Genomic DNA, 16,165 nt, shown 5'->3' with positions numbered 1-16,165 from the left:
CGCCTTCCTCAGAGCGCCAGTTCCGGCGCGAAAGTCACGACTTCGTTTCCAGCCCAATGCTTTACGAGATTGTCGGCGAGTTCGCGATAAGCATCCGCGCCCTTGTTCTTTCGTCCGGCGAGGACCGTCGCGCCCGACGCGGACGCCTCGGCGAACTTGACGGTGCGTGGGATCGGCGGCGCCAGAACGGCGAGGGAGTAACGGTCGCTGACGTCGGCGAGCACGTCGCGACTGTGCGTGGTTCGAGCGTCGTACAGAGTCGGAAGTGCGCCGAGCAGAACAAGATCCGGGTTGGTGATGGCTTGGACTTCACGAACCGTACGCAGCAGCTGCCCGACGCCGCGGTGCGCGAGGGTCTCGCATTGCAGTGGAACCAGAACCGACTGCGCCGCAGTCAATCCGTTGAGTGTGAGCACACCCAACGACGGTGGGCAGTCGATGATGACGACGTCGTAAGAACCCAGGAGCGGAGACAGCGCCCGCTTGAGCGCGAACTCTCGGCCGGGTCGCATCAGAAGCAACGCTTCAGCGCCCGCGAGATCGATCGTGGCCGGCAGCAGGTCCACGCCGTCGTCCGTCTTCAGCACGGCGTCGACCGCGTCGAGATCACCCGCCAGGACCTCGTTGACCGAACGCTCGAGGCGATCCGGGTTGTGGCCGAGCGAGAACGTCAGGCAGCCCTGCGGGTCGAGATCCACCACCAGGACTCGTTGTCCGAGCGCGGACAAAGCCGCACCGAGAGAGGCGACGGTAGTGGTCTTAGCCACGCCGCCCTTTTGATTCGCCACTGCGAGAACCGTCGTCACACGTAGATCCTTGCGCACTTCGCGCCAGGAGGCGAGCTACACACGCGAGGCAGCCTGCAATGATGGTCGACATGACCTCCCAGTCCACCCCCTCGTCGATCCCTCTCGGTGCTCGCGTCGTACTGATGCGCCACGGTGAAACCGAGTGGGCACGGACCGGAAAACACACCGGACGGACCGAGGTTCCACTGACTCCGCTCGGCGAAATGCAGGCCACCGCGACCGGAAACCGACTGCGGACACTCGACCTCCGCAATCCCATGATTCTGACGAGTCCACGTTTGCGCGCACAGCTGACGGGTGATCTTGCCGGCCTTCCGGAGGAGCGGACCTGGGATGCACTGTCCGAATGGGACTACGGGGACTACGAGGGCCTCACGACACCCGAGATCCGGGCAACGGTGCCCGATTGGACCGTCTGGACGCACCCGTGCCCCGGCGGTGAGCAGGCCGACCAGATCCATGCCCGCACCGACATGGTGCTGTCGATGGTGCGTTCGCAGCTACCCGAGCGGGACGTGATCCTGATCGGGCACGGCCACTTCTCACGCGCACTCATCGCTCGCTGGCTCGAGCTCCCCGTGACGGAAGGAAAGCGCTTCGCGTTGTCGCCCGGCGCATACACGGTTCTCGGTTACGAGCACGGGGCTACTCACCTCCTCCACCACAACGTGCCACCGCTCGTGGAGGCGTGAGGCTTAAGATCCTCTGCATGATCCGACGCGCCACGCCCGCAGACGTCCAGCCGATCACCGACATGATCTACGAGTTGGCGGACTACCAGAAGGCCCTCGACGAGTGCACCGTGAAGGCGGAACAGATCGGCGAGGCCTTGTTCGGACCGGCCGCGACGGCCTTCGCGCACGTCGCTGTGAATTCCGCCGACGACGTCGTCGGCATGGCGCTGTGGTTTCGCAATTTCTCCACGTGGGACGGCGCGCACGGCATCTACCTCGAGGACCTGTACGTCAAGCCCAGCCAGCGCGGATCAGGGCACGGGAAGGCTCTTCTGGCCGCGCTCGCCAAGGAGTGCACCGACAACGACTACACCAGGCTGTCCTGGTCGGTGCTCAACTGGAACACCCCCTCGATCAAGTTCTACGAGTCACTCGGTGCCGACGCGAAGACAGAGTGGACCACATATCGCCTGACCGGCACCCACCTGGGGGCGCTCGCGGCCGAGGCCGAGTAGGAGTTCAGTCTTTCTTGCGCCCGGTGTCGCCGGTTCCTTCGGCGTCCGGACGTTCCTCGTCCGATGACGCCTCGTCGGCATACGCTCCGTACTCCGCTGCCATCCACCGAGACGTCGGAGCCGAGAACAGGCAGCCGAGGGCACCGAGAACGACGACACCCAGAACGATGCCGAGCGGAACCTGATGTGAATCGGTCAGCAGCGACCAGGCAACCGGCAGGAGCAGCAGCTGGGCGACGACGGCGATGGCCCGGCCCCACCGGCGACCGGTCAACAGCGCTATACCGGCAGCCAACACCGCGCCGCCGAGGATCGCGACCCAGGCGGCAAATCCGTATCCGTTGGTGACGCTCTGATCGTGGCCGGTTGCACCGCGAATCACTGCGACGATCGCGAACCCGGCGGCAACGAGCCCTTGCAGCGTCACGAGGGCACCTGCCCATGTGACTGTCTTGGGCAGGGCGTTCGGACTGGCGGTATTCGGCACGAGGCCAGCCTAGAACACGACACCGGATAGGCTCATGCCCCGTGCGCGCACTGCTGATCGTCAACCCCAATGCCACCTCCACCACCGCTGCCGGTCGTGACCTGTTGGCACACGCCCTCGAGAGTCGGGTGCGACTTACTGTGGCGCACACCACACATCGGGGACACGCTGCCGAACTGGCGCGCGAAGCCCACGAAGACGGGTTCGGCTCGGTGATCGTCCACGGCGGCGACGGCACGGTCAACGAAGTGGTCAACGGACTGCTCGGGTCACCGCATCCCACGTCCATGAAATCGGTTCCGGTCGGTCCGATCCCGACGATCGCAGTCGTCCCCGGAGGCTCGGCAAACGTTTTCGCGCGCTCACTCGGTATCGCCGCCGACCCGATCGATGCCACGAACCAACTCGTCGACCTTCTCTCCGAGCGGACGAGACGCCGAATCGGACTCGCACACTGCGACAACCGTTGGTTCACGTTCAACGCCGGAATGGGCCTCGACGCCGATGTCTGCGAGGCCGTCGACGCCAGCCGCAAAAACGGTGACGCCGCCACACCCGCCCGGTACGTCCGAACCGCAATCGCGGCGTTCTTCCGTGCCAAGCGAGCCGAACCAGCACTGACCGTCCACCTTCCCGATCAGGATCCCGTCTCCGGAGTCCACTACGCGTTCGTGTCGAACTCGAGCCCGTGGACATATCTGGAAGAGCGCCCCGTACACACCAATCCGGGAACGACTTTCGACAGCGGACTCGGCATCTTCGCCATGACGAGCACCAAAGTCCTACCGTCCTTGCGGGTTGTGCGACAGCTCCTCGCACGCGGCGCCGAGCCGAAATCGAAGGTTCTTCTCCGCACCGACGACGTCCCGTCAATCACCATCGAATCGTCGCGACCGATCGGACTGCAGATGGACGGCGACTACATCGGACTTCGCGAAAAGGTCGAATTCACCTCTGTCCCGGATGCACTGGAAGTGTTCGCGCCGATTGCGACGTGAGTCAGGCAACACGTTTGACCTGCAAATACTCTGGTGCCGAATAGCCGAAATCGGGTAAAATGCCGGTGACGCCCAGGTGGCCGTCAGGTGTGTCACAAATTAGTGAGTTGGCCCACGAACCCGTTCAAACCTATTGACATACCGCGAGTTCGTGAAAGCATTCACAAGTAACAGTGCGGAAACATTGATGACGCACACACAAACTCATTGGTACCAAATGGTGTGAATACACACCCAATTAAGGAGCGAAAAAAGATGGACTGGCGCCACAACGCAATCTGTCGCGACGAGGATCCCGAACTGTTCTTCCCGGTGGGAAACAGCGGACCGGCCCTCGCTCAGATCGCTGATGCCAAGGTTGTCTGCAACCGCTGCCCCGTCACCGCCGAGTGCCTGTCCTGGGCTCTCGAGTCCGGTCAGGATGCAGGCGTGTGGGGCGGAATGAGCGAAGACGAGCGTCGCGCACTCAAGCGCCGTAACGCACGTACCCGTGCACGCACTTCCGTCTAGGTAGAACCGAGACGTTCGACTCGCGACGGAGAACAGCCCCTCCGCACAGTCGAAGACGACAGCCCGGCACCACATGGTGCCGGGCTTTTTGTCTGCTCGAATCAGTTACGATGCGCGAATCAGTAACGCGCAGTACGCCTACCGAGCGGCACACGCAGAACCGCGTCGGTGCCACCGCCGCTCCCCGGGTGCAGTCCGAGTGAGCCGCCGAGTTCGGCGCCCAGCAAAGTCCGAACGATCTGCAGTCCGAGGCGATCGGATTTCTCGAGGTCGAAATTTTCCGGGAGCCCGCGCCCGTTGTCGTGGATGATCACGTCCAACCAGCGTGCAGAACGCTCGGCGCTCAGTGTGACCGTGCCGGTAATACCTGGATCGAAAGCGTGCTCGATGGCGTTCTGCACCAACTCCGTCAGCACCATGACCAACGGGGTGGCACGCTCGGCGGAGAACACTCCGAAACTTCCCTCACGCCGAATCGTCACCGGCACACCTACTCCCGCGACATCGGAGAGCATGGGAACCAACCGGTCGATCACCTCGTCGAGATCCACCTCTTCGTCCACCGACATCGACAAGGTGTCGTGAACGAGGGCGATGGACGTCACGCGCCTCACCGATTCTGTCAACGCTTGTCGCGCTTCGTCGTTGCCGGTTCGTCTGGCCTGTAGACGCAGAAGCGCCGCGACGGTTTGCAGGTTGTTCTTCACTCGGTGGTGAATCTCGCGGATGGTCGCGTCCTTGCTCAGGAGCGCGCGATCACGACGCTTGACCTCGGTGACGTCGCGGACGACGACCGCAGCACCGACGTGCCGACCGCCCGGCTTGAGGACCAGGGCTCGCAGCAGAACGGTCGCCCCGCGCGCCTCGATCTCCATACGGCGACCGGGCTTGTCCGCCAACGTATCCCGGATGTATCCCGCAGCTTCCGAAGACTCGAACGGGTCGGTGACCAACGAACGGGTCAACGCCGCGAGGTCTTGGCCCACCAGATCCGAACTCAAGCCCATCCGGTGATAGGCCGAGAGCGCGTTCGGGCTGGCGTAGACGACGGTGCCTTCGGTGTCGAGACGGATGAACCCGTCGCCCGCACGTGGGCTCGAGTTCGTGTCCGAGCGCGATTCTCGGATCGGGAAGGTTCCGTCGCTGATCATCTGACACAGGTCTTCGGCGCAATCGAGATACGCGAGCTCGAGCGGACTCTGCGCTCGCTGGTGCGACAGGTTGGTGTCGCGGCTCAGAACCGCGATGACGCGCCCGTCCAGACGCACGGGGACGGCTTCCTTACGTGGCGGCATTCCTTCACGCCATGTCTCGTCTTCGCCGCGAACGACGCGGCCCTCCACGAGAGCGCGGAGAACCTGCGGGTGCTCGGACTCGGAAACGACCGTCCCGACCGCGTCCTCGGGAAAAGCCGTCGATGCCGTTGTCGGCCGGCAGTGCGCGACGCAGATGACCGACCCCTCCGAACGGTTCTTCTCCGATTCGGTGCCCACCCAGAGAAGAACATCGGCAAAGGAGAGGTCGGCGAGCAGTTGCCACTCGCCCACTACGCGCTGGAGGTGGTCGACCGCCGCACCCGGGAGATCGGTGTGTTCGGCGAGGAGGTCACTGAGAGTGGACATCGTCCGACTTAGGAGATCACGGCGATCAGATCGCCTTGCTGAATGACATCGCCGACCTTGACGCCCACCGTCGTCACCGTTCCCGGAACCTCGGCCAGGACCGGAATCTCCATCTTCATGGATTCGAGGATGACCAGGGTGTCGCCGTCCGCAACGACGTCTCCCTCGCTCACGACCACCTGGTAGACCGTCGAAACCATCTCGGCGCGGACGTCTTCTGCCATCGTGAACCTCACTTCTGTCGGAACTGCACTCTGACCACGAAAATACGTCGACGGATCACTCGATCGACCTGCCAATGGAACCACACCGGCATCGGCGTGAAACAATGACGCGAAAGAAACAGAAGGGAGACCAATCATGGGTAAGCGTGGTCGTAAGAAGCGCAGCCGTAAGGGCAACGCCGCTAACCATGGCAAGCGTCCAAACGCCTGACATGTAGCGCAACAAAACGTCCGAGGGGCGGGGAAGCATTGCTTCCCCGCCCCTCGGCGTTACTGCCTTACGCTACTACCGCTCAGATCGTCGCTGACGGGCTAGCTGTCGGTTTCGGTAGTCGTTATGACGATGGTCCGACGCAACTCGACGGTGAGCCGCTGACGCAGACTTTCCGGCGCGTGGTCTCCGCCGCACTTACGGTTGATCAGGCTCTTGACCTTCTCTTCGATCCCGTAGGCCTCGAGGCACGATCCGCAATCGTCGATATGACGCTGCAGGCGAGCACGACTGGAATCGTCACATTCACCGTCGAGCATCAACCAGACGTCGGCGATGACTGCCGAGCAGTCGAGCCTTTCGAATTCGTCCTGCTCACTCATCGTGTGACACCTTCCGTCTCGGTGGCTGCGACTGTGGCTGTGTCGACTGCGCCGTCCCGATTGAATCCCCGGTCTTTTGCGACATCGGCCAGAAGACCACGCAATTGCTTGCGACCACGGTGCAGTCGCGACATCACCGTTCCGATGGGTGTGCCCATGATCTCCGCGATCTCCTTGTACGGGAATCCTTCGACATCGGCGTAGTACACCGCCATCCGGAATTCCTCGGGAAGCGACTGCAGCGCCGCCTTGATGTCGTCGTCGGGCAACGCGTCGAGCGCCTCCACCTCGGCCGAACGCAGACCTGTGGACGTGTGCTCAGCGGTCGCGGCCAACTGCCAGTCGGTGATCTCGTCCGTCGGGTACTGCGCGGGTTGGCGCTGCTTCTTACGGTACGAGTTGATGTAGGTGTTGGTGAGAATCCGGTACAGCCAGGCTTTCAGGTTGGTACCGGCACGGAACGAGCGGAAAGCGGTGTACGCCTTGACGTACGTCTCCTGCACGAGATCCTCGGCATCAGCCGGATTCCGAGTCATACGCAGGGCAGCGCCGTACAACTGGTCGAGCAGCGGGAGCGCGTCGCGCTCGAACCGGGCAATCAACTCATCCGCAGTTTCGGGCGTTTCGGACACTGCGCCGTCGGCAGGTTCGGTAACCCCTGACGGTTCGTCCTTGGGCCGGTCGTGTTCCAGCACTCTGATCCCTTCACTAGCCGTAGGGATCAAGGTTACCGCCAACTGAAGATCCGACCCACGGGCCGGTGGTGGCTCACACACAGCCAGCACGGTCGCTCCTTCGCTTCTCGGGACAAGTTTCATCAACTGGTACCAACACGGGAGTCTGCGACTCTGTTCCCGGCCTGGTCGGATGCACCTGTCGGCGATCCGCATAGGGTGTCCTCATGGCCGGAACTGCGACCCCTGCGACCGTACTTCTCGACAAGTCGAAGACACCGCACCGAGTCCACAGCTACGACCACGATCCTCGCGCCGAATCGTTCGGCGACGAAGCCGTGGACGCGCTGGCCGAGTCGACAGGCGTCGAGGCTGCCCAGATCTTCAAGACCCTGGTAGTCAAACTCGACACCGGCAAGCTCGCCGTCGCGGTTCTGCCGGTCCCGGACAAGCTCTCGCTCAAGGCTGCAGCCGCTGCCCTCGGTGCGAGCAAAGCAGTCATGGCCGATCGCGTCGAAGCCGAGCGCTCGAGCGGCTACGTCTTCGGCGGTATCTCACCGCTCGGCCAGCGCAAGAAACTGCCGACCGTGATCGATGCGTCGGCGCTCGACTGGGACCGCATTCTCTGCAGCGCCGGTCGACGCGGGCTCGAGATCGAGCTGGCTCCGACGGACCTCGTGCAGTTGAGTGGCGCGGTCACGGCGCAAATCACGGCGGGCTGAGTATCCGGTCGCTACGGTCTCACCATGCGACCACACCTGAAAACTCTGGCACTGACCGCTGCAGCGGCAGCCCTCACCGTCTCGCTGACGGCCTGCGGGAGTTCGGACAGTGCCGCCAAGGAAGTCACGGTAGTCGGATCAGGGCAGGTCCGCGGAGCGCCGGACATCCTCAATGCCGACATCGGTATCGAGGTGGTTGCCCCGGATGTATCGGGAGCGGTCTCGGAGTCGAATGACAAGGCCCGTCAGATGATCGACGCGATAGTCGCCGCCGGCGTGGCCCCCGAGGACGTACAGACAAGCGATCTGTCCGTCCAGCCGCAGTACGACGCGAGTGGTGGACCGTTCATCGGCGGCAACGTGACCGGCTACCGGGCAACCAACTCGGTACGGATCGTCGTCCGCGATCTCGACAAGGCCTCTTCTGTCTTGGACGCCGGCATCGCGGCGGGCGGAAACGCGGCACGGCTCGGCAACGTCGCCTTCGCCATCGACGACGACTCTCAGCTTCTGGCCGACGCTCGCACCCGAGCTTTCGAGGACGCGAAGAACCGTGCCGAGCAGTACGCGGATCTGTCCGGCACTTCGCTCGAGAACGTCGTGACCATCACCGAGGCGCACGACACGAGTGGCGGTCAGACCATGCGCGCTCCCGACGCCTCGATGTCCGACATGGTTCTCGCCCCGGGAACCCAGCAGGTCTCGTTCGAAGTGACCGTTACCTGGGCCCTCGGCTGACTGCTAGAGCAGGCTGATCTGCTCGCCGGCACGGTCGACGTCCGGCTCGATCAACTCGTGTCCGTTGTTCTTGACACTGTTGACCAGCGGCCGGACTCGATCGACGTCGATTCGTTCGAAGAGATCCGGTACCGGCTCGAGCAGGGCCGAATCGACGGTGTTGTCGGGATCGAGCCATGGCTCCCAGCGGTCGCGAGGCAGGGCGAGGGGCATGCGGTCGTGAACCTGCTCGAGGTGACCGAGAGAGTCGACTGTGACGATCGAGCAGCTCAGGACGGGGCTCGCGTTCTCGCCCCTCGGGTCCCGCCAGGCAGACCACACACCCGCCATGAACAGCCGTGATCCGTCGTCGGGGTGCATGTAGTAGGGAATCTTCGCTGCCTTCTTCCCGCCGGTGGCCTCGGTCTGCCACTCGTACCACCCGTCCATGGGGACCAGGCAACGCTTGAACTTGAAGGCGGTCCGAAACGCCGGCTTCTCCGCCAGCGAATCGGCACGGGCGTTGAACAGGACCGGGCCTTTGCCCAGTTCCTTGGTCCACGACGGGACCAGTCCCCAGCGCATCCGCCGAATCCTCTTGGTCGGATCGCTGTCGGGGTTTTCCCGATCGTGGCGTTCGACGACGGTCAACACCTCGGTCGTCGGGGCCACGTTGTAGTCGGCTTCGACGGACGCCAAGTGGTCGGTCTCGTCGAGCGCATCGAGTTCCACCGCCAGGGTGGCCGGGTCCGCTGTGGTCGCATACCTTCCGCACATGACACCCAGGGTGGCACGGTTTCGACCATTCCCCCACCGATGAGAGAAGATGGACCATGTGAGTCTGAGTCTGTGGAGCGCCCCGAGGGCCCAAGCACCCGTCGATGCAGTGGTGACGCTGCCCGGATCCAAGTCCATCACCAATCGAGCTCTGATTCTTGCCGCACTTGCGGATGGTCCGTCCACGATCACCGGTGCACTCCGCAGCCGTGACGCCGACCTGATGATCGCAGCTCTGCGTGACCTCGGCATCGGTGTCGAGGAAGCCGGCGATCCGACCACGCTTCGCATCACCCCTGGGCCCCTGCGCGGCGGCGAGGTCGACTGCGGCCTGGCAGGCACCGTGATGCGCTTCCTGCCGCCGCTCGCCGCGACGGCCGACGGCATCGTTCGCTTCGACGGCGACGAGCAGGCACGCACACGACCGCTCGGCACCATCTTGGAAGCCCTCCGCGGTCTCGGCGCACACATCGAGGGTGACGCACTCCCGTTCACCGTCACCGGAACCGGATCCCTACGCGGCGGAACGGTCACCATCGACGCATCCGGTTCGTCGCAGTTCGTCTCCGGTCTCCTGCTCTCGGCTGCTGCCTTCGAAGAGGGTGTCACCGTCCACCACGACGGCAAGCCCGTCCCGTCCATGCCGCACATCGACATGACCGTCGAGATGCTCCGCGAAGCCGGAGTTTCCGTGACGACACCAGCCACGGGCGGTGACGCGGACACCTGGCGTGTGGCACCGGGGCCGGTGCGCGCCGTGGACTGGGCGATCGAACCCGATCTCTCCAACGCCACCCCGTTCCTGGCCGCTGCCGCAGTGACCGGCGGAACCGTCAGCGTTCCGATGTGGCCGTCGTCGACCACGCAACCCGGCGACGCGATCCGCGGGATCCTCGCCTCGATGGGCGCCGACGTCACTCTCGCCGATGGTGTGCTGACCGTTCGCGGCCCGGAGAAACTGCGCGGCATCGACATCGATCTCCACGACGTGGGAGAGCTGACCCCCACCGTCGCGGCCCTGGCCGCCCTCGCCGAGGGCACCTCGCATCTACGGGGTATTGCACACCTGCGCGGGCACGAGACCGACCGTCTGGCCGCCCTCGCCGACGAGATCAACAAGCTCGGCGGCTCCGTCACCGAAACCGATGACGGCCTGACGATCGTTCCCGCGGAACTTCATGACGGACAATGGCTCTCGTATGCCGACCACCGCATGGCAACAGCCGGCGCCATCATCGGCCTGGTCGTCGACGGCGTCGAGGTCGACGATGTAGGAACCACCGCCAAGACACTGCCCGGCTTCGAGAACATGTGGGTCGACATGCTCGAGAGTTCGACTGCGACGCCGAAGGCAAGCTTCTGAGTCCGCGGCAGTACGACGAGTCCGACGTCCGGGTACGCCCCGGACGCGGATCCCGCCCCCGTACGAAGACTCGGCCCGAGCATCTCTCGGCTGAATCGGGGATGGTGGTGTCGAAGGATCGTGGTCGTTGGGGTTGCGTCCTCGGCGGTGATCCCGACCGGCTGATCGTCACGATGCGCGCCCGCGAGTTGGGCCGCACCCCGATCGTCGTCGGCGATCAGGTGGACATTGTCGGCGACCTGTCGGGTAAAACCGATACTCTGGCTCGCATCGTCCGGGTCTCCGAGCGTTCGACGGTTCTGCGCCGAACCGCGGACGACACCGATCCCTTCGAACGCATCGTCGTCGCGAACGCGCAGCAGTTACTCATCGTCGTGGCACTCGCCGATCCCCCGCCGCGCACCGGCTTCGTCGAGCGCGCACTGGTCGCCGCCTACGTGGGCGGCCTGACACCGATCGTCTGCCTGACCAAGAGCGACCTCGAACCACCCGAGGAATTCGCGAGCACTTTCGCCGACCTCGACATCCAAGTGGTCGTCGCCGGTCGCGACGATCCACTGGACGAACTGACGCAGATCCTCGAGCACAAGCTGACCGCCCTGATCGGGCATTCCGGCGTCGGAAAGTCGACACTGGTCAATCGTCTTGTCCCCGATGCCAATCGAGCGGTCGGCATCGTGTCCGGCGTCGGCAAGGGCCGGCACACGTCGACACAATCGGTGGCACTCCCCCTCGCCGGCGGCGGCTGGGTCATCGACACTCCCGGCATCCGTTCGTTCGGCCTTGCACATATCTCACCCGAGAATGTGGTGGCGGCATTCTCGGACCTTGCCGCGGCGATCGAGGATTGCCCGCGCGGATGCACACACCTGGGGCCGCCGGCGGATCCCGAATGCAAGCTCGACCTGCTGGAGGGCAAATCAGCTCGACGCGTCGTCGCGGTGCGACAACTGCTCGAAGCGATCAAGTCCAACGATCAGTACTGAGCGACACCCCTGCACGACGTCCCAGCGCGAGAACAGCAAAGCGGCCCGACACCATCGAATGGTGTCGGGCCGCTTCTGTTCTGGTCAGCGCAGGCGGGAAATCAGCGAAGGCCCAGGAGGCTGCGCAGCTTTCCGCTCTTACGCTTGCGTGCGATGGCGCTCTTGAGGCCGCTGCGACGCCCGGTCACGGGATCGACGGTCGACGTCAGTTCGCCGTCGAACATCCGCTCCGACGCCGTCTCGGGCGCATTGTCGACGGTGTCCTTGAGGTACTTGTTGGGCAGCGACAGCTTGGCGATGGTGCGCCAGGACTTGGCGTACTGCACGGCAAGCGGGCCCGTCGTGTACGGCAAGTCGTACTTGTCCGCGAGCTGACGCACCGTGACCGCGATGTCCTTGTAGCGGTTGCTGGGCAGATCGGGGAACAGGTGATGCTCGATCTGGTAGCTCAGGTTGCCAGTCATGAAGTCCATGAGCGCGCTGCCCTCGATGTTGGCGCTGCCGAGCATCTGACGCAGGTACCACTGAGCCTGTGTTTCCTTGTCGATGTCTTCCTTGGTGAACTTCTCGGCACCGTCCGGGAAGTGACCGCAGAAGATGACCGCGTTGGTCCACACGTTCCGCAGGGTGTTGGCGGTGAAGTTGGCCGACAACGTGCTCTTCCACGCCGGGCCGGTGATGGCCGGGTAGATGACGTAGTCGCGCAGGACCTGCTTGCCGATCTTCTCGCCGACCTCGCGAAGCTTGCGCTGCGTCTCTTCCTTGTCGGCGCGGCCCTTGGCCACCTTGCCCAGCTCGAGGTGCTGAGCGGCGATGCCGTACTCGAAGAACAGAGCAAGCAGCGTGTTGTAGACCAGGTTGCCGGCATTGAAGGGCTTCCAGCGCTGATCGCGGGTGACGCGAAGGAGGCCGTATCCGACGTCGTCGTCCATTCCGAGGACGTTGGTGTACTTGTGATGCAGGTAGTTGTGGGTCTGCTTCCAGTGTGCAGACGGGCCGGTGACGTCCCACTCCCACGAGGTGGAGTGGATCTCCGGGTCGTTCATCCAGTCCCACTGCCCGTGCATCACGTTGTGCCCGAGTTCCATGTTCTCGATGATCTTCGAGAGCGTCAGCAGACCAACACCGGCAAGCCACGCCGGACGACGACGGCTGGCGAAAAGCACTGCGCGGCCCCCGATTTCGAGCGAACGCTGCAGGCGAATGACGTTGCGCACGTAGCGCGCGTCCTTCTCGCCGCGCGACTCCTCGATGTCGCGACGGATCGCGTCGAGTTCGCGGCCGAGCGCCTCGATGTCGGCGTCCGTGAGATGTGCGTATTCCTTGACATCTGCAATCGCCATGGAAAGCCTCCTAGCAGTGAGTTAGGCGCAAAGTAGTAAGTGCAGAACGATCATGAATGCGAATCGTTCAGATCAACTGCACCTACTGTAGCGTAACTTACGGCACCGTAGGTTAGGTTTTTCCCGATGTAACCTATATCACTTCCGACGCTTCGGCATGCGGGAACGGGCCTGCGACTTGAGTGCGGTCAACAAACCGAGACGCTTACCGGTGACCGGATCCGTACGAAGGTCCTCGACCATCGCCATGGCTGCGTCCCGGAATCCCGAGTCGCGGAACCGTAGTTCCGAAGAGGTTTCCGGAGCATTGTCGGAGGTTGCGGTCAGCCACTTGTCCGGCAAAGCCAACTTGTGGATCGTGCGCAGAGCCAGAAGATACTGCTTGAAGAGCGAACCGGTGGTGTACGGGAGATCGAACTTCTCGCACAATGCACGCATCTTCACAGCGATTTCGGGATAGCGGTTACTCGGCAGATCAGGGAACACGTGATGCTCGATCTGGTAACTCAGATTGCCGCTCATGAGTCCCATGAGCTTGCCCGAATTGAAGTTCGCACTACCGAGCATCTGGCGCAGGTACCACTCGTGACGAGTCTCCTGCTCGAATTCGGCAACCGTGAACTTCTCGGCACCGTCCGGGAAGTGGCCACAGAAGATGACGACGTACGCCCACAGGTTGCGCACGAGATTCGCGGTGGCATTGGCCGTCATGGTCGACTTCCACGCCGGCCCCGTCAGAGCCGGGAACAAGATGAAGTCCTTGCCCACCTGACGAAAGATCTTGCGCGCGAAGTCTTTGTTCGCCTGCGAGTTCAGTTGTCCCTTTTCCGCGCCCTCCAACTCGGCTGCCGCCGTGAGGTCGTGCAGCGCGATGCCCCACTCGAACGTGGCCGCCAAGATCACGTTGGCGATCGGCTGGAACAGGTTGATCGGCTTCCACGGCTCGTCACGCGTCATACGCAGGATCCCGAAACCGAGATCCTCGTCCATACCGACGACGTTGGTGTACGTGTGGTGCTGGTAGTTGTGGGCGCGCTTCCAGTGCTCGGAAGGACCGGTCTGGTCCCACTCCCACGAGACGGAGTGAATCTCGGGATCGTTCATCCAGTCCCATTGCCCGTGCATGACGTTATGCCCGAGTTCCATGTTCTCGATGATTTTCGACAGGCTCAGCAGGGTCGTACCGACCAGCCATGCCGGTCGGTACCGACTGCCGAACAGCGCGATACGCCCGCCGAGCTCCAACGCCCGCTGGACGCGAATGACGCGACGAATGTAGCGGGCGTCCCGGATTCCACGAGAGTCTTCGATGTCGAGTCGAATCTGATCGAGTTCACGTCCGAGAGCTTCGACATCGGCCTCGGTGAGGTGCGAAAACTCTTTGATATCGGTGATGGCCACCGTGGTCCTCCGTGTGCCTAGAAGCTATGCGTCCAGCGTACAGTCGCCGGCGGCAGCGGAGATGCACGTCTGAATGCGCTCACCCTCCGCGTGCTGTTTACCCGAACGTAGATCGATCGCGTGGCCGGCAACGAGAGGTACGACACACGTCTGGCAGATGCCCATACGGCAACCGAAGGGCATCAAGGCACCGGACTGCTCGCCGGCCTCCAGAAGGGTCGTCGCGCCGTCGACGGTGATCGTCTTACCCGACTTCTCGAACGTGACCGTGCCGCCGTCCGCCGAAGCGTCGATGCGCGACACCGCGAACCGCTCCATGTGGAGTCGATCCTCGATGCCTTCCGCCTTCCAGACGTCTTCGAGCTCGTCGAGCAACGGAAGTGGTCCACACGCCCAGGCGTGGCGCTCACGCCAGTCGGGGCAGACCGTGTCGAGTGAACTGAGTTTGAACTTTCCGTCACGGCGCGTGAGTTGAACGTGGCTCACGAAGTCCTCGTGCTCTGCATGCAGTGCCGTGAGTTCGTCGGCGAACATCACGTCGGATTCCGTCGGAGCCGAGTGGATGTGCATGACGTCGGGCAATTGACCGCGCCGGTTCATCGTCCGCAGCATGCCCATGACCGGAGTGATGCCACTGCCCGCGGTGATGAACAGGATCTTCTCCGGCGGCGGATCAGGCAATGCGAAGTTGCCCGACGGCGTGGCCAGTCGAACGATGGTTCCCGACGGCACCGCGCCGCTGACGAGGTGGCTCGAGAGGAAGCCCTCGGGCATGGCCTTGACCGCGATGGAGATGCGCTTGTTCTCCCAGTTGGGAGGAGAAGTAAGTGAGTACGACCGCCAGTGCCACCGGCCGTCGATATGCAGGCCGATGCCGATGTACTGCCCCGGCTGGTAGTTGAAGTCGAATCCCCAACCCGGCTTGATGACGATGGTCGCCGAATCCGTGGTCTCGGGCCGGACTTCGACGATCTGACCACGCAGCTCGCGGGCGGACCACAACGGATTTGCGAGGTGCAGATAGTCGTCGGGAAGCAACGGTGTGGTCAGCCGAGCCGCCGCACCGCGAAGCAGATTGAGCTTCGACCGCGCTGCCGGAACTACCGACGCCGCCGGTGCCTCGATCCAGTCCTTCAGACCCATCAGACCTCCACCTCTCACCTTCCGAACCCACTGCCTACGGTACCGTAGGTTATCAGGTTACGGTACCGTAGGTTACTTGACGGTAAGCACATTTACAGCAGGTCGAGCAAGAACGGCAACTCCTGCGCGGCGTACCACGCCAACTCGTGGTCCTCCGCGTCGCCGAGCGTGAACTCGGCATCGGCATCACCGAGATCCGCCGCGTCGACTATGCCAGCAGCGCGCTCGATGTCCGATTCTGCCTGTTCGAGGTCGACATGCACAGATGCAACCTGAGCCATCGTGACAGGACCTGCCAATCGGACTACCGAATCGTCGAGATCGGGCCGCAACTTCACATCGGCATCGTCGACGTCGGCGGCAACGACAGCACGCCGGAAGGTGACGTCGCCCTCGGTTCCGGCGATCAGCCGCAGCGACGCACGCGCAGCCTCACCCATGGCGACCTCGGCCAACTCGTCGTCGTCCCCCGCCGCGTACGACTCACGCAACGTCGGGGTGACCGCAAAAGCCGTCCGGCTCATCGGGTCGAACTCCTGATCTGCGACCAACTTCTGCAAAATCTCGACCGTCGCCGGTACGTACACCCTCATGAGACCACCTTCA

The 16,165-nt window shown here is 63.4% G+C and carries 20 protein-coding genes; 9 read left to right on the top strand and 11 right to left on the bottom strand.

Translation table 11 applies throughout. The annotated features are described in order from the left end of the window. Positions 1 to 8: 8 nt before the first annotated feature. Positions 9 to 806, bottom strand: a complete 798-nt coding sequence (locus tag V3587_RS17025) for a ParA family protein (protein ID WP_283377006.1) — start codon at positions 804 to 806, stop codon at positions 9 to 11. Between the two features lie 71 nt (positions 807 to 877). Between V3587_RS17025 and V3587_RS17020 the strand changes: the two genes are divergently transcribed. Together V3587_RS17020 and V3587_RS17015 are read left to right on the top strand one after the other, a co-directional pair. Then, positions 878 to 1,501 (top strand): acid phosphatase, encoded by a 624-nt coding sequence (locus V3587_RS17020; RefSeq protein WP_095969282.1) that lies wholly within the window; start codon positions 878 to 880, stop codon positions 1,499 to 1,501. Between the two features lie 17 nt (positions 1,502 to 1,518). Continuing rightward, entirely contained in the window at positions 1,519 to 1,998 is a 480-nt protein-coding gene (locus V3587_RS17015) for a GNAT family N-acetyltransferase (protein ID WP_003940724.1), read from the top strand. A gap of 4 nt (positions 1,999 to 2,002) precedes the next feature. Here the strand turns inward: V3587_RS17015 and V3587_RS17010 are convergent, their stop codons facing one another. Continuing rightward, positions 2,003 to 2,485 (bottom strand): hypothetical protein, encoded by a 483-nt coding sequence (locus tag V3587_RS17010; RefSeq protein WP_124566395.1) that lies wholly within the window; start codon positions 2,483 to 2,485, stop codon positions 2,003 to 2,005. A 41-nt stretch (positions 2,486 to 2,526) separates the two neighbouring features. Here V3587_RS17010 and V3587_RS17005 point away from each other — a divergent pair, with 41 nt between their 5' ends. Both V3587_RS17005 and V3587_RS17000 read left to right on the top strand, forming a co-directional pair. After that, complete coding sequence (locus V3587_RS17005; protein WP_095969107.1) at positions 2,527 to 3,483, top strand: diacylglycerol/lipid kinase family protein; 957 nt, start codon at positions 2,527 to 2,529, stop codon at positions 3,481 to 3,483. A gap of 255 nt (positions 3,484 to 3,738) precedes the next feature. Next, on the top strand, positions 3,739 to 3,993 hold the full coding sequence (locus V3587_RS17000) for a WhiB family transcriptional regulator (protein WP_003940950.1): 255 nt from the start codon (positions 3,739 to 3,741) through the stop codon (positions 3,991 to 3,993). A 119-nt stretch (positions 3,994 to 4,112) separates the two neighbouring features. Here V3587_RS17000 and V3587_RS16995 read toward each other — a convergent pair whose 3' ends face one another. Both V3587_RS16995 and V3587_RS16990 read right to left on the bottom strand, forming a co-directional pair. Further along, positions 4,113 to 5,615, bottom strand: coding sequence for a sensor histidine kinase (locus V3587_RS16995; protein ID WP_095969106.1), 1,503 nt, complete (start codon positions 5,613 to 5,615; stop codon positions 4,113 to 4,115). Between the two features lie 8 nt (positions 5,616 to 5,623). After that, positions 5,624 to 5,839 carry a biotin/lipoyl-binding carrier protein gene (locus V3587_RS16990; RefSeq protein WP_007731208.1) on the bottom strand — a complete coding sequence of 72 codons (216 nt, stop codon included), beginning with the start codon at positions 5,837 to 5,839 and terminating at the stop codon, positions 5,624 to 5,626. A gap of 136 nt (positions 5,840 to 5,975) precedes the next feature. On the opposite strand from V3587_RS16990, the gene V3587_RS30705 reads away from it, so the two are divergent. Next, complete coding sequence (locus V3587_RS30705) at positions 5,976 to 6,050, top strand: 50S ribosomal protein bL37 (RefSeq protein ID WP_022597109.1); 75 nt, start codon at positions 5,976 to 5,978, stop codon at positions 6,048 to 6,050. A gap of 101 nt (positions 6,051 to 6,151) precedes the next feature. Here the strand turns inward: V3587_RS30705 and rsrA are convergent, their stop codons facing one another. Together rsrA and V3587_RS16980 are read right to left on the bottom strand one after the other, a co-directional pair. Further along, positions 6,152 to 6,433, bottom strand: coding sequence for a mycothiol system anti-sigma-R factor (gene rsrA / locus V3587_RS16985; protein WP_003940722.1), 282 nt, complete (start codon positions 6,431 to 6,433; stop codon positions 6,152 to 6,154). Continuing rightward, entirely contained in the window at positions 6,430 to 7,128 is a 699-nt protein-coding gene (locus V3587_RS16980) for a sigma-70 family RNA polymerase sigma factor (protein WP_095969105.1), read from the bottom strand. Before V3587_RS16980 ends, rsrA begins: the two co-directional genes overlap by 4 nt. 206 nt (positions 7,129 to 7,334) lie before the next feature. Between V3587_RS16980 and ybaK the strand changes: the two genes are divergently transcribed. Together ybaK and V3587_RS16970 are read left to right on the top strand one after the other, a co-directional pair. Beyond that, complete coding sequence (gene ybaK / locus V3587_RS16975) at positions 7,335 to 7,829, top strand: Cys-tRNA(Pro) deacylase (RefSeq protein ID WP_095969104.1); 495 nt, start codon at positions 7,335 to 7,337, stop codon at positions 7,827 to 7,829. 24 nt (positions 7,830 to 7,853) lie between these two features. Then, on the top strand, positions 7,854 to 8,567 hold the full coding sequence (locus tag V3587_RS16970) for an SIMPL domain-containing protein (RefSeq protein ID WP_095969103.1): 714 nt from the start codon (positions 7,854 to 7,856) through the stop codon (positions 8,565 to 8,567). A 3-nt stretch (positions 8,568 to 8,570) separates the two neighbouring features. On the opposite strand, the gene V3587_RS16965 is transcribed toward V3587_RS16970, so the two are convergent. After that, the gene (locus tag V3587_RS16965; protein ID WP_283377005.1) at positions 8,571 to 9,323 is read right to left on the bottom strand and encodes an SOS response-associated peptidase; all 753 of its coding nucleotides are present in this window, start codon (positions 9,321 to 9,323) and stop codon (positions 8,571 to 8,573) included. 49 nt (positions 9,324 to 9,372) lie between these two features. On the opposite strand from V3587_RS16965, the gene aroA reads away from it, so the two are divergent. Both aroA and rsgA read left to right on the top strand, forming a co-directional pair. Continuing rightward, on the top strand, positions 9,373 to 10,686 hold the full coding sequence (gene aroA, locus V3587_RS16960; protein ID WP_283377004.1) for a 3-phosphoshikimate 1-carboxyvinyltransferase: 1,314 nt from the start codon (positions 9,373 to 9,375) through the stop codon (positions 10,684 to 10,686). Beyond that, complete coding sequence (gene rsgA / locus V3587_RS16955; RefSeq protein WP_124566400.1) at positions 10,635 to 11,672, top strand: ribosome small subunit-dependent GTPase A; 1,038 nt, start codon at positions 10,635 to 10,637, stop codon at positions 11,670 to 11,672. Before aroA ends, rsgA begins: the two co-directional genes overlap by 52 nt. Positions 11,673 to 11,773: 101 nt before the next feature. Here the strand turns inward: rsgA and V3587_RS16950 are convergent, their stop codons facing one another. The 4 genes from V3587_RS16950 to V3587_RS16935 form a co-directional block, all read right to left on the bottom strand. After that, positions 11,774 to 13,015 carry a fatty acid desaturase family protein gene (locus tag V3587_RS16950; RefSeq protein WP_003940700.1) on the bottom strand — a complete coding sequence of 414 codons (1,242 nt, stop codon included), beginning with the start codon at positions 13,013 to 13,015 and terminating at the stop codon, positions 11,774 to 11,776. Between the two features lie 138 nt (positions 13,016 to 13,153). Beyond that, positions 13,154 to 14,416: a fatty acid desaturase family protein gene (locus V3587_RS16945; protein ID WP_020907111.1), complete on the bottom strand. Its 1,263-nt coding sequence runs from the start codon at positions 14,414 to 14,416 to the stop codon at positions 13,154 to 13,156. Between the two features lie 24 nt (positions 14,417 to 14,440). After that, on the bottom strand, positions 14,441 to 15,559 hold the full coding sequence (locus V3587_RS16940; protein WP_042450110.1) for a ferredoxin reductase: 1,119 nt from the start codon (positions 15,557 to 15,559) through the stop codon (positions 14,441 to 14,443). A gap of 92 nt (positions 15,560 to 15,651) precedes the next feature. Continuing rightward, positions 15,652 to 16,152, bottom strand: a complete 501-nt coding sequence (locus tag V3587_RS16935; RefSeq protein WP_020969223.1) for a DUF6912 family protein — start codon at positions 16,150 to 16,152, stop codon at positions 15,652 to 15,654. Positions 16,153 to 16,165: the final 13 nt, after the last annotated feature.

Origin of the sequence: Rhodococcus sp. IEGM 1306, from assembly GCF_036541985.1 — a bacterium.
Taxonomy (GTDB): Bacteria; Actinomycetota; Actinomycetes; order Mycobacteriales; family Mycobacteriaceae; genus Rhodococcus_F; species Rhodococcus_F qingshengii.
This window is presented reverse-complemented; position numbering and strand designations above follow the sequence as displayed.

Bases quoted from the DNA above. Each gene is read 5' to 3' on its own strand.
- V3587_RS17020 (WP_095969282.1), top strand. From the start codon at position 878: ATGACCTCCCAGTCCACCCCCTCGTCGATCCCTCTCGGTGCTCGCGTC.
- V3587_RS17015 (WP_003940724.1), top strand. From the start codon at position 1,519: ATGATCCGACGCGCCACGCCCGCAGACGTCCAGCCGATCACCGACATG.
- V3587_RS17000 (WP_003940950.1), top strand. From the start codon at position 3,739: ATGGACTGGCGCCACAACGCAATCTGTCGCGACGAGGATCCCGAACTG.
- V3587_RS16995 (WP_095969106.1), bottom strand. From the start codon at position 5,615: ATGTCCACTCTCAGTGACCTCCTCGCCGAACACACCGATCTCCCGGGT.
- V3587_RS16990 (WP_007731208.1), bottom strand. From the start codon at position 5,839: ATGGCAGAAGACGTCCGCGCCGAGATGGTTTCGACGGTCTACCAGGTG.
- rsrA (WP_003940722.1), bottom strand. From the start codon at position 6,433: ATGAGTGAGCAGGACGAATTCGAAAGGCTCGACTGCTCGGCAGTCATC.
- ybaK (WP_095969104.1), top strand. From the start codon at position 7,335: ATGGCCGGAACTGCGACCCCTGCGACCGTACTTCTCGACAAGTCGAAG.
- V3587_RS16970 (WP_095969103.1), top strand. From the start codon at position 7,854: ATGCGACCACACCTGAAAACTCTGGCACTGACCGCTGCAGCGGCAGCC.
- V3587_RS16965 (WP_283377005.1), bottom strand. From the start codon at position 9,323: ATGTGCGGAAGGTATGCGACCACAGCGGACCCGGCCACCCTGGCGGTG.
- aroA (WP_283377004.1), top strand. From the start codon at position 9,373: ATGGACCATGTGAGTCTGAGTCTGTGGAGCGCCCCGAGGGCCCAAGCA.
- V3587_RS16950 (WP_003940700.1), bottom strand. From the start codon at position 13,015: ATGGCGATTGCAGATGTCAAGGAATACGCACATCTCACGGACGCCGAC.
- V3587_RS16940 (WP_042450110.1), bottom strand. From the start codon at position 15,559: ATGGGTCTGAAGGACTGGATCGAGGCACCGGCGGCGTCGGTAGTTCCG.
- V3587_RS16935 (WP_020969223.1), bottom strand. From the start codon at position 16,152: ATGAGGGTGTACGTACCGGCGACGGTCGAGATTTTGCAGAAGTTGGTC.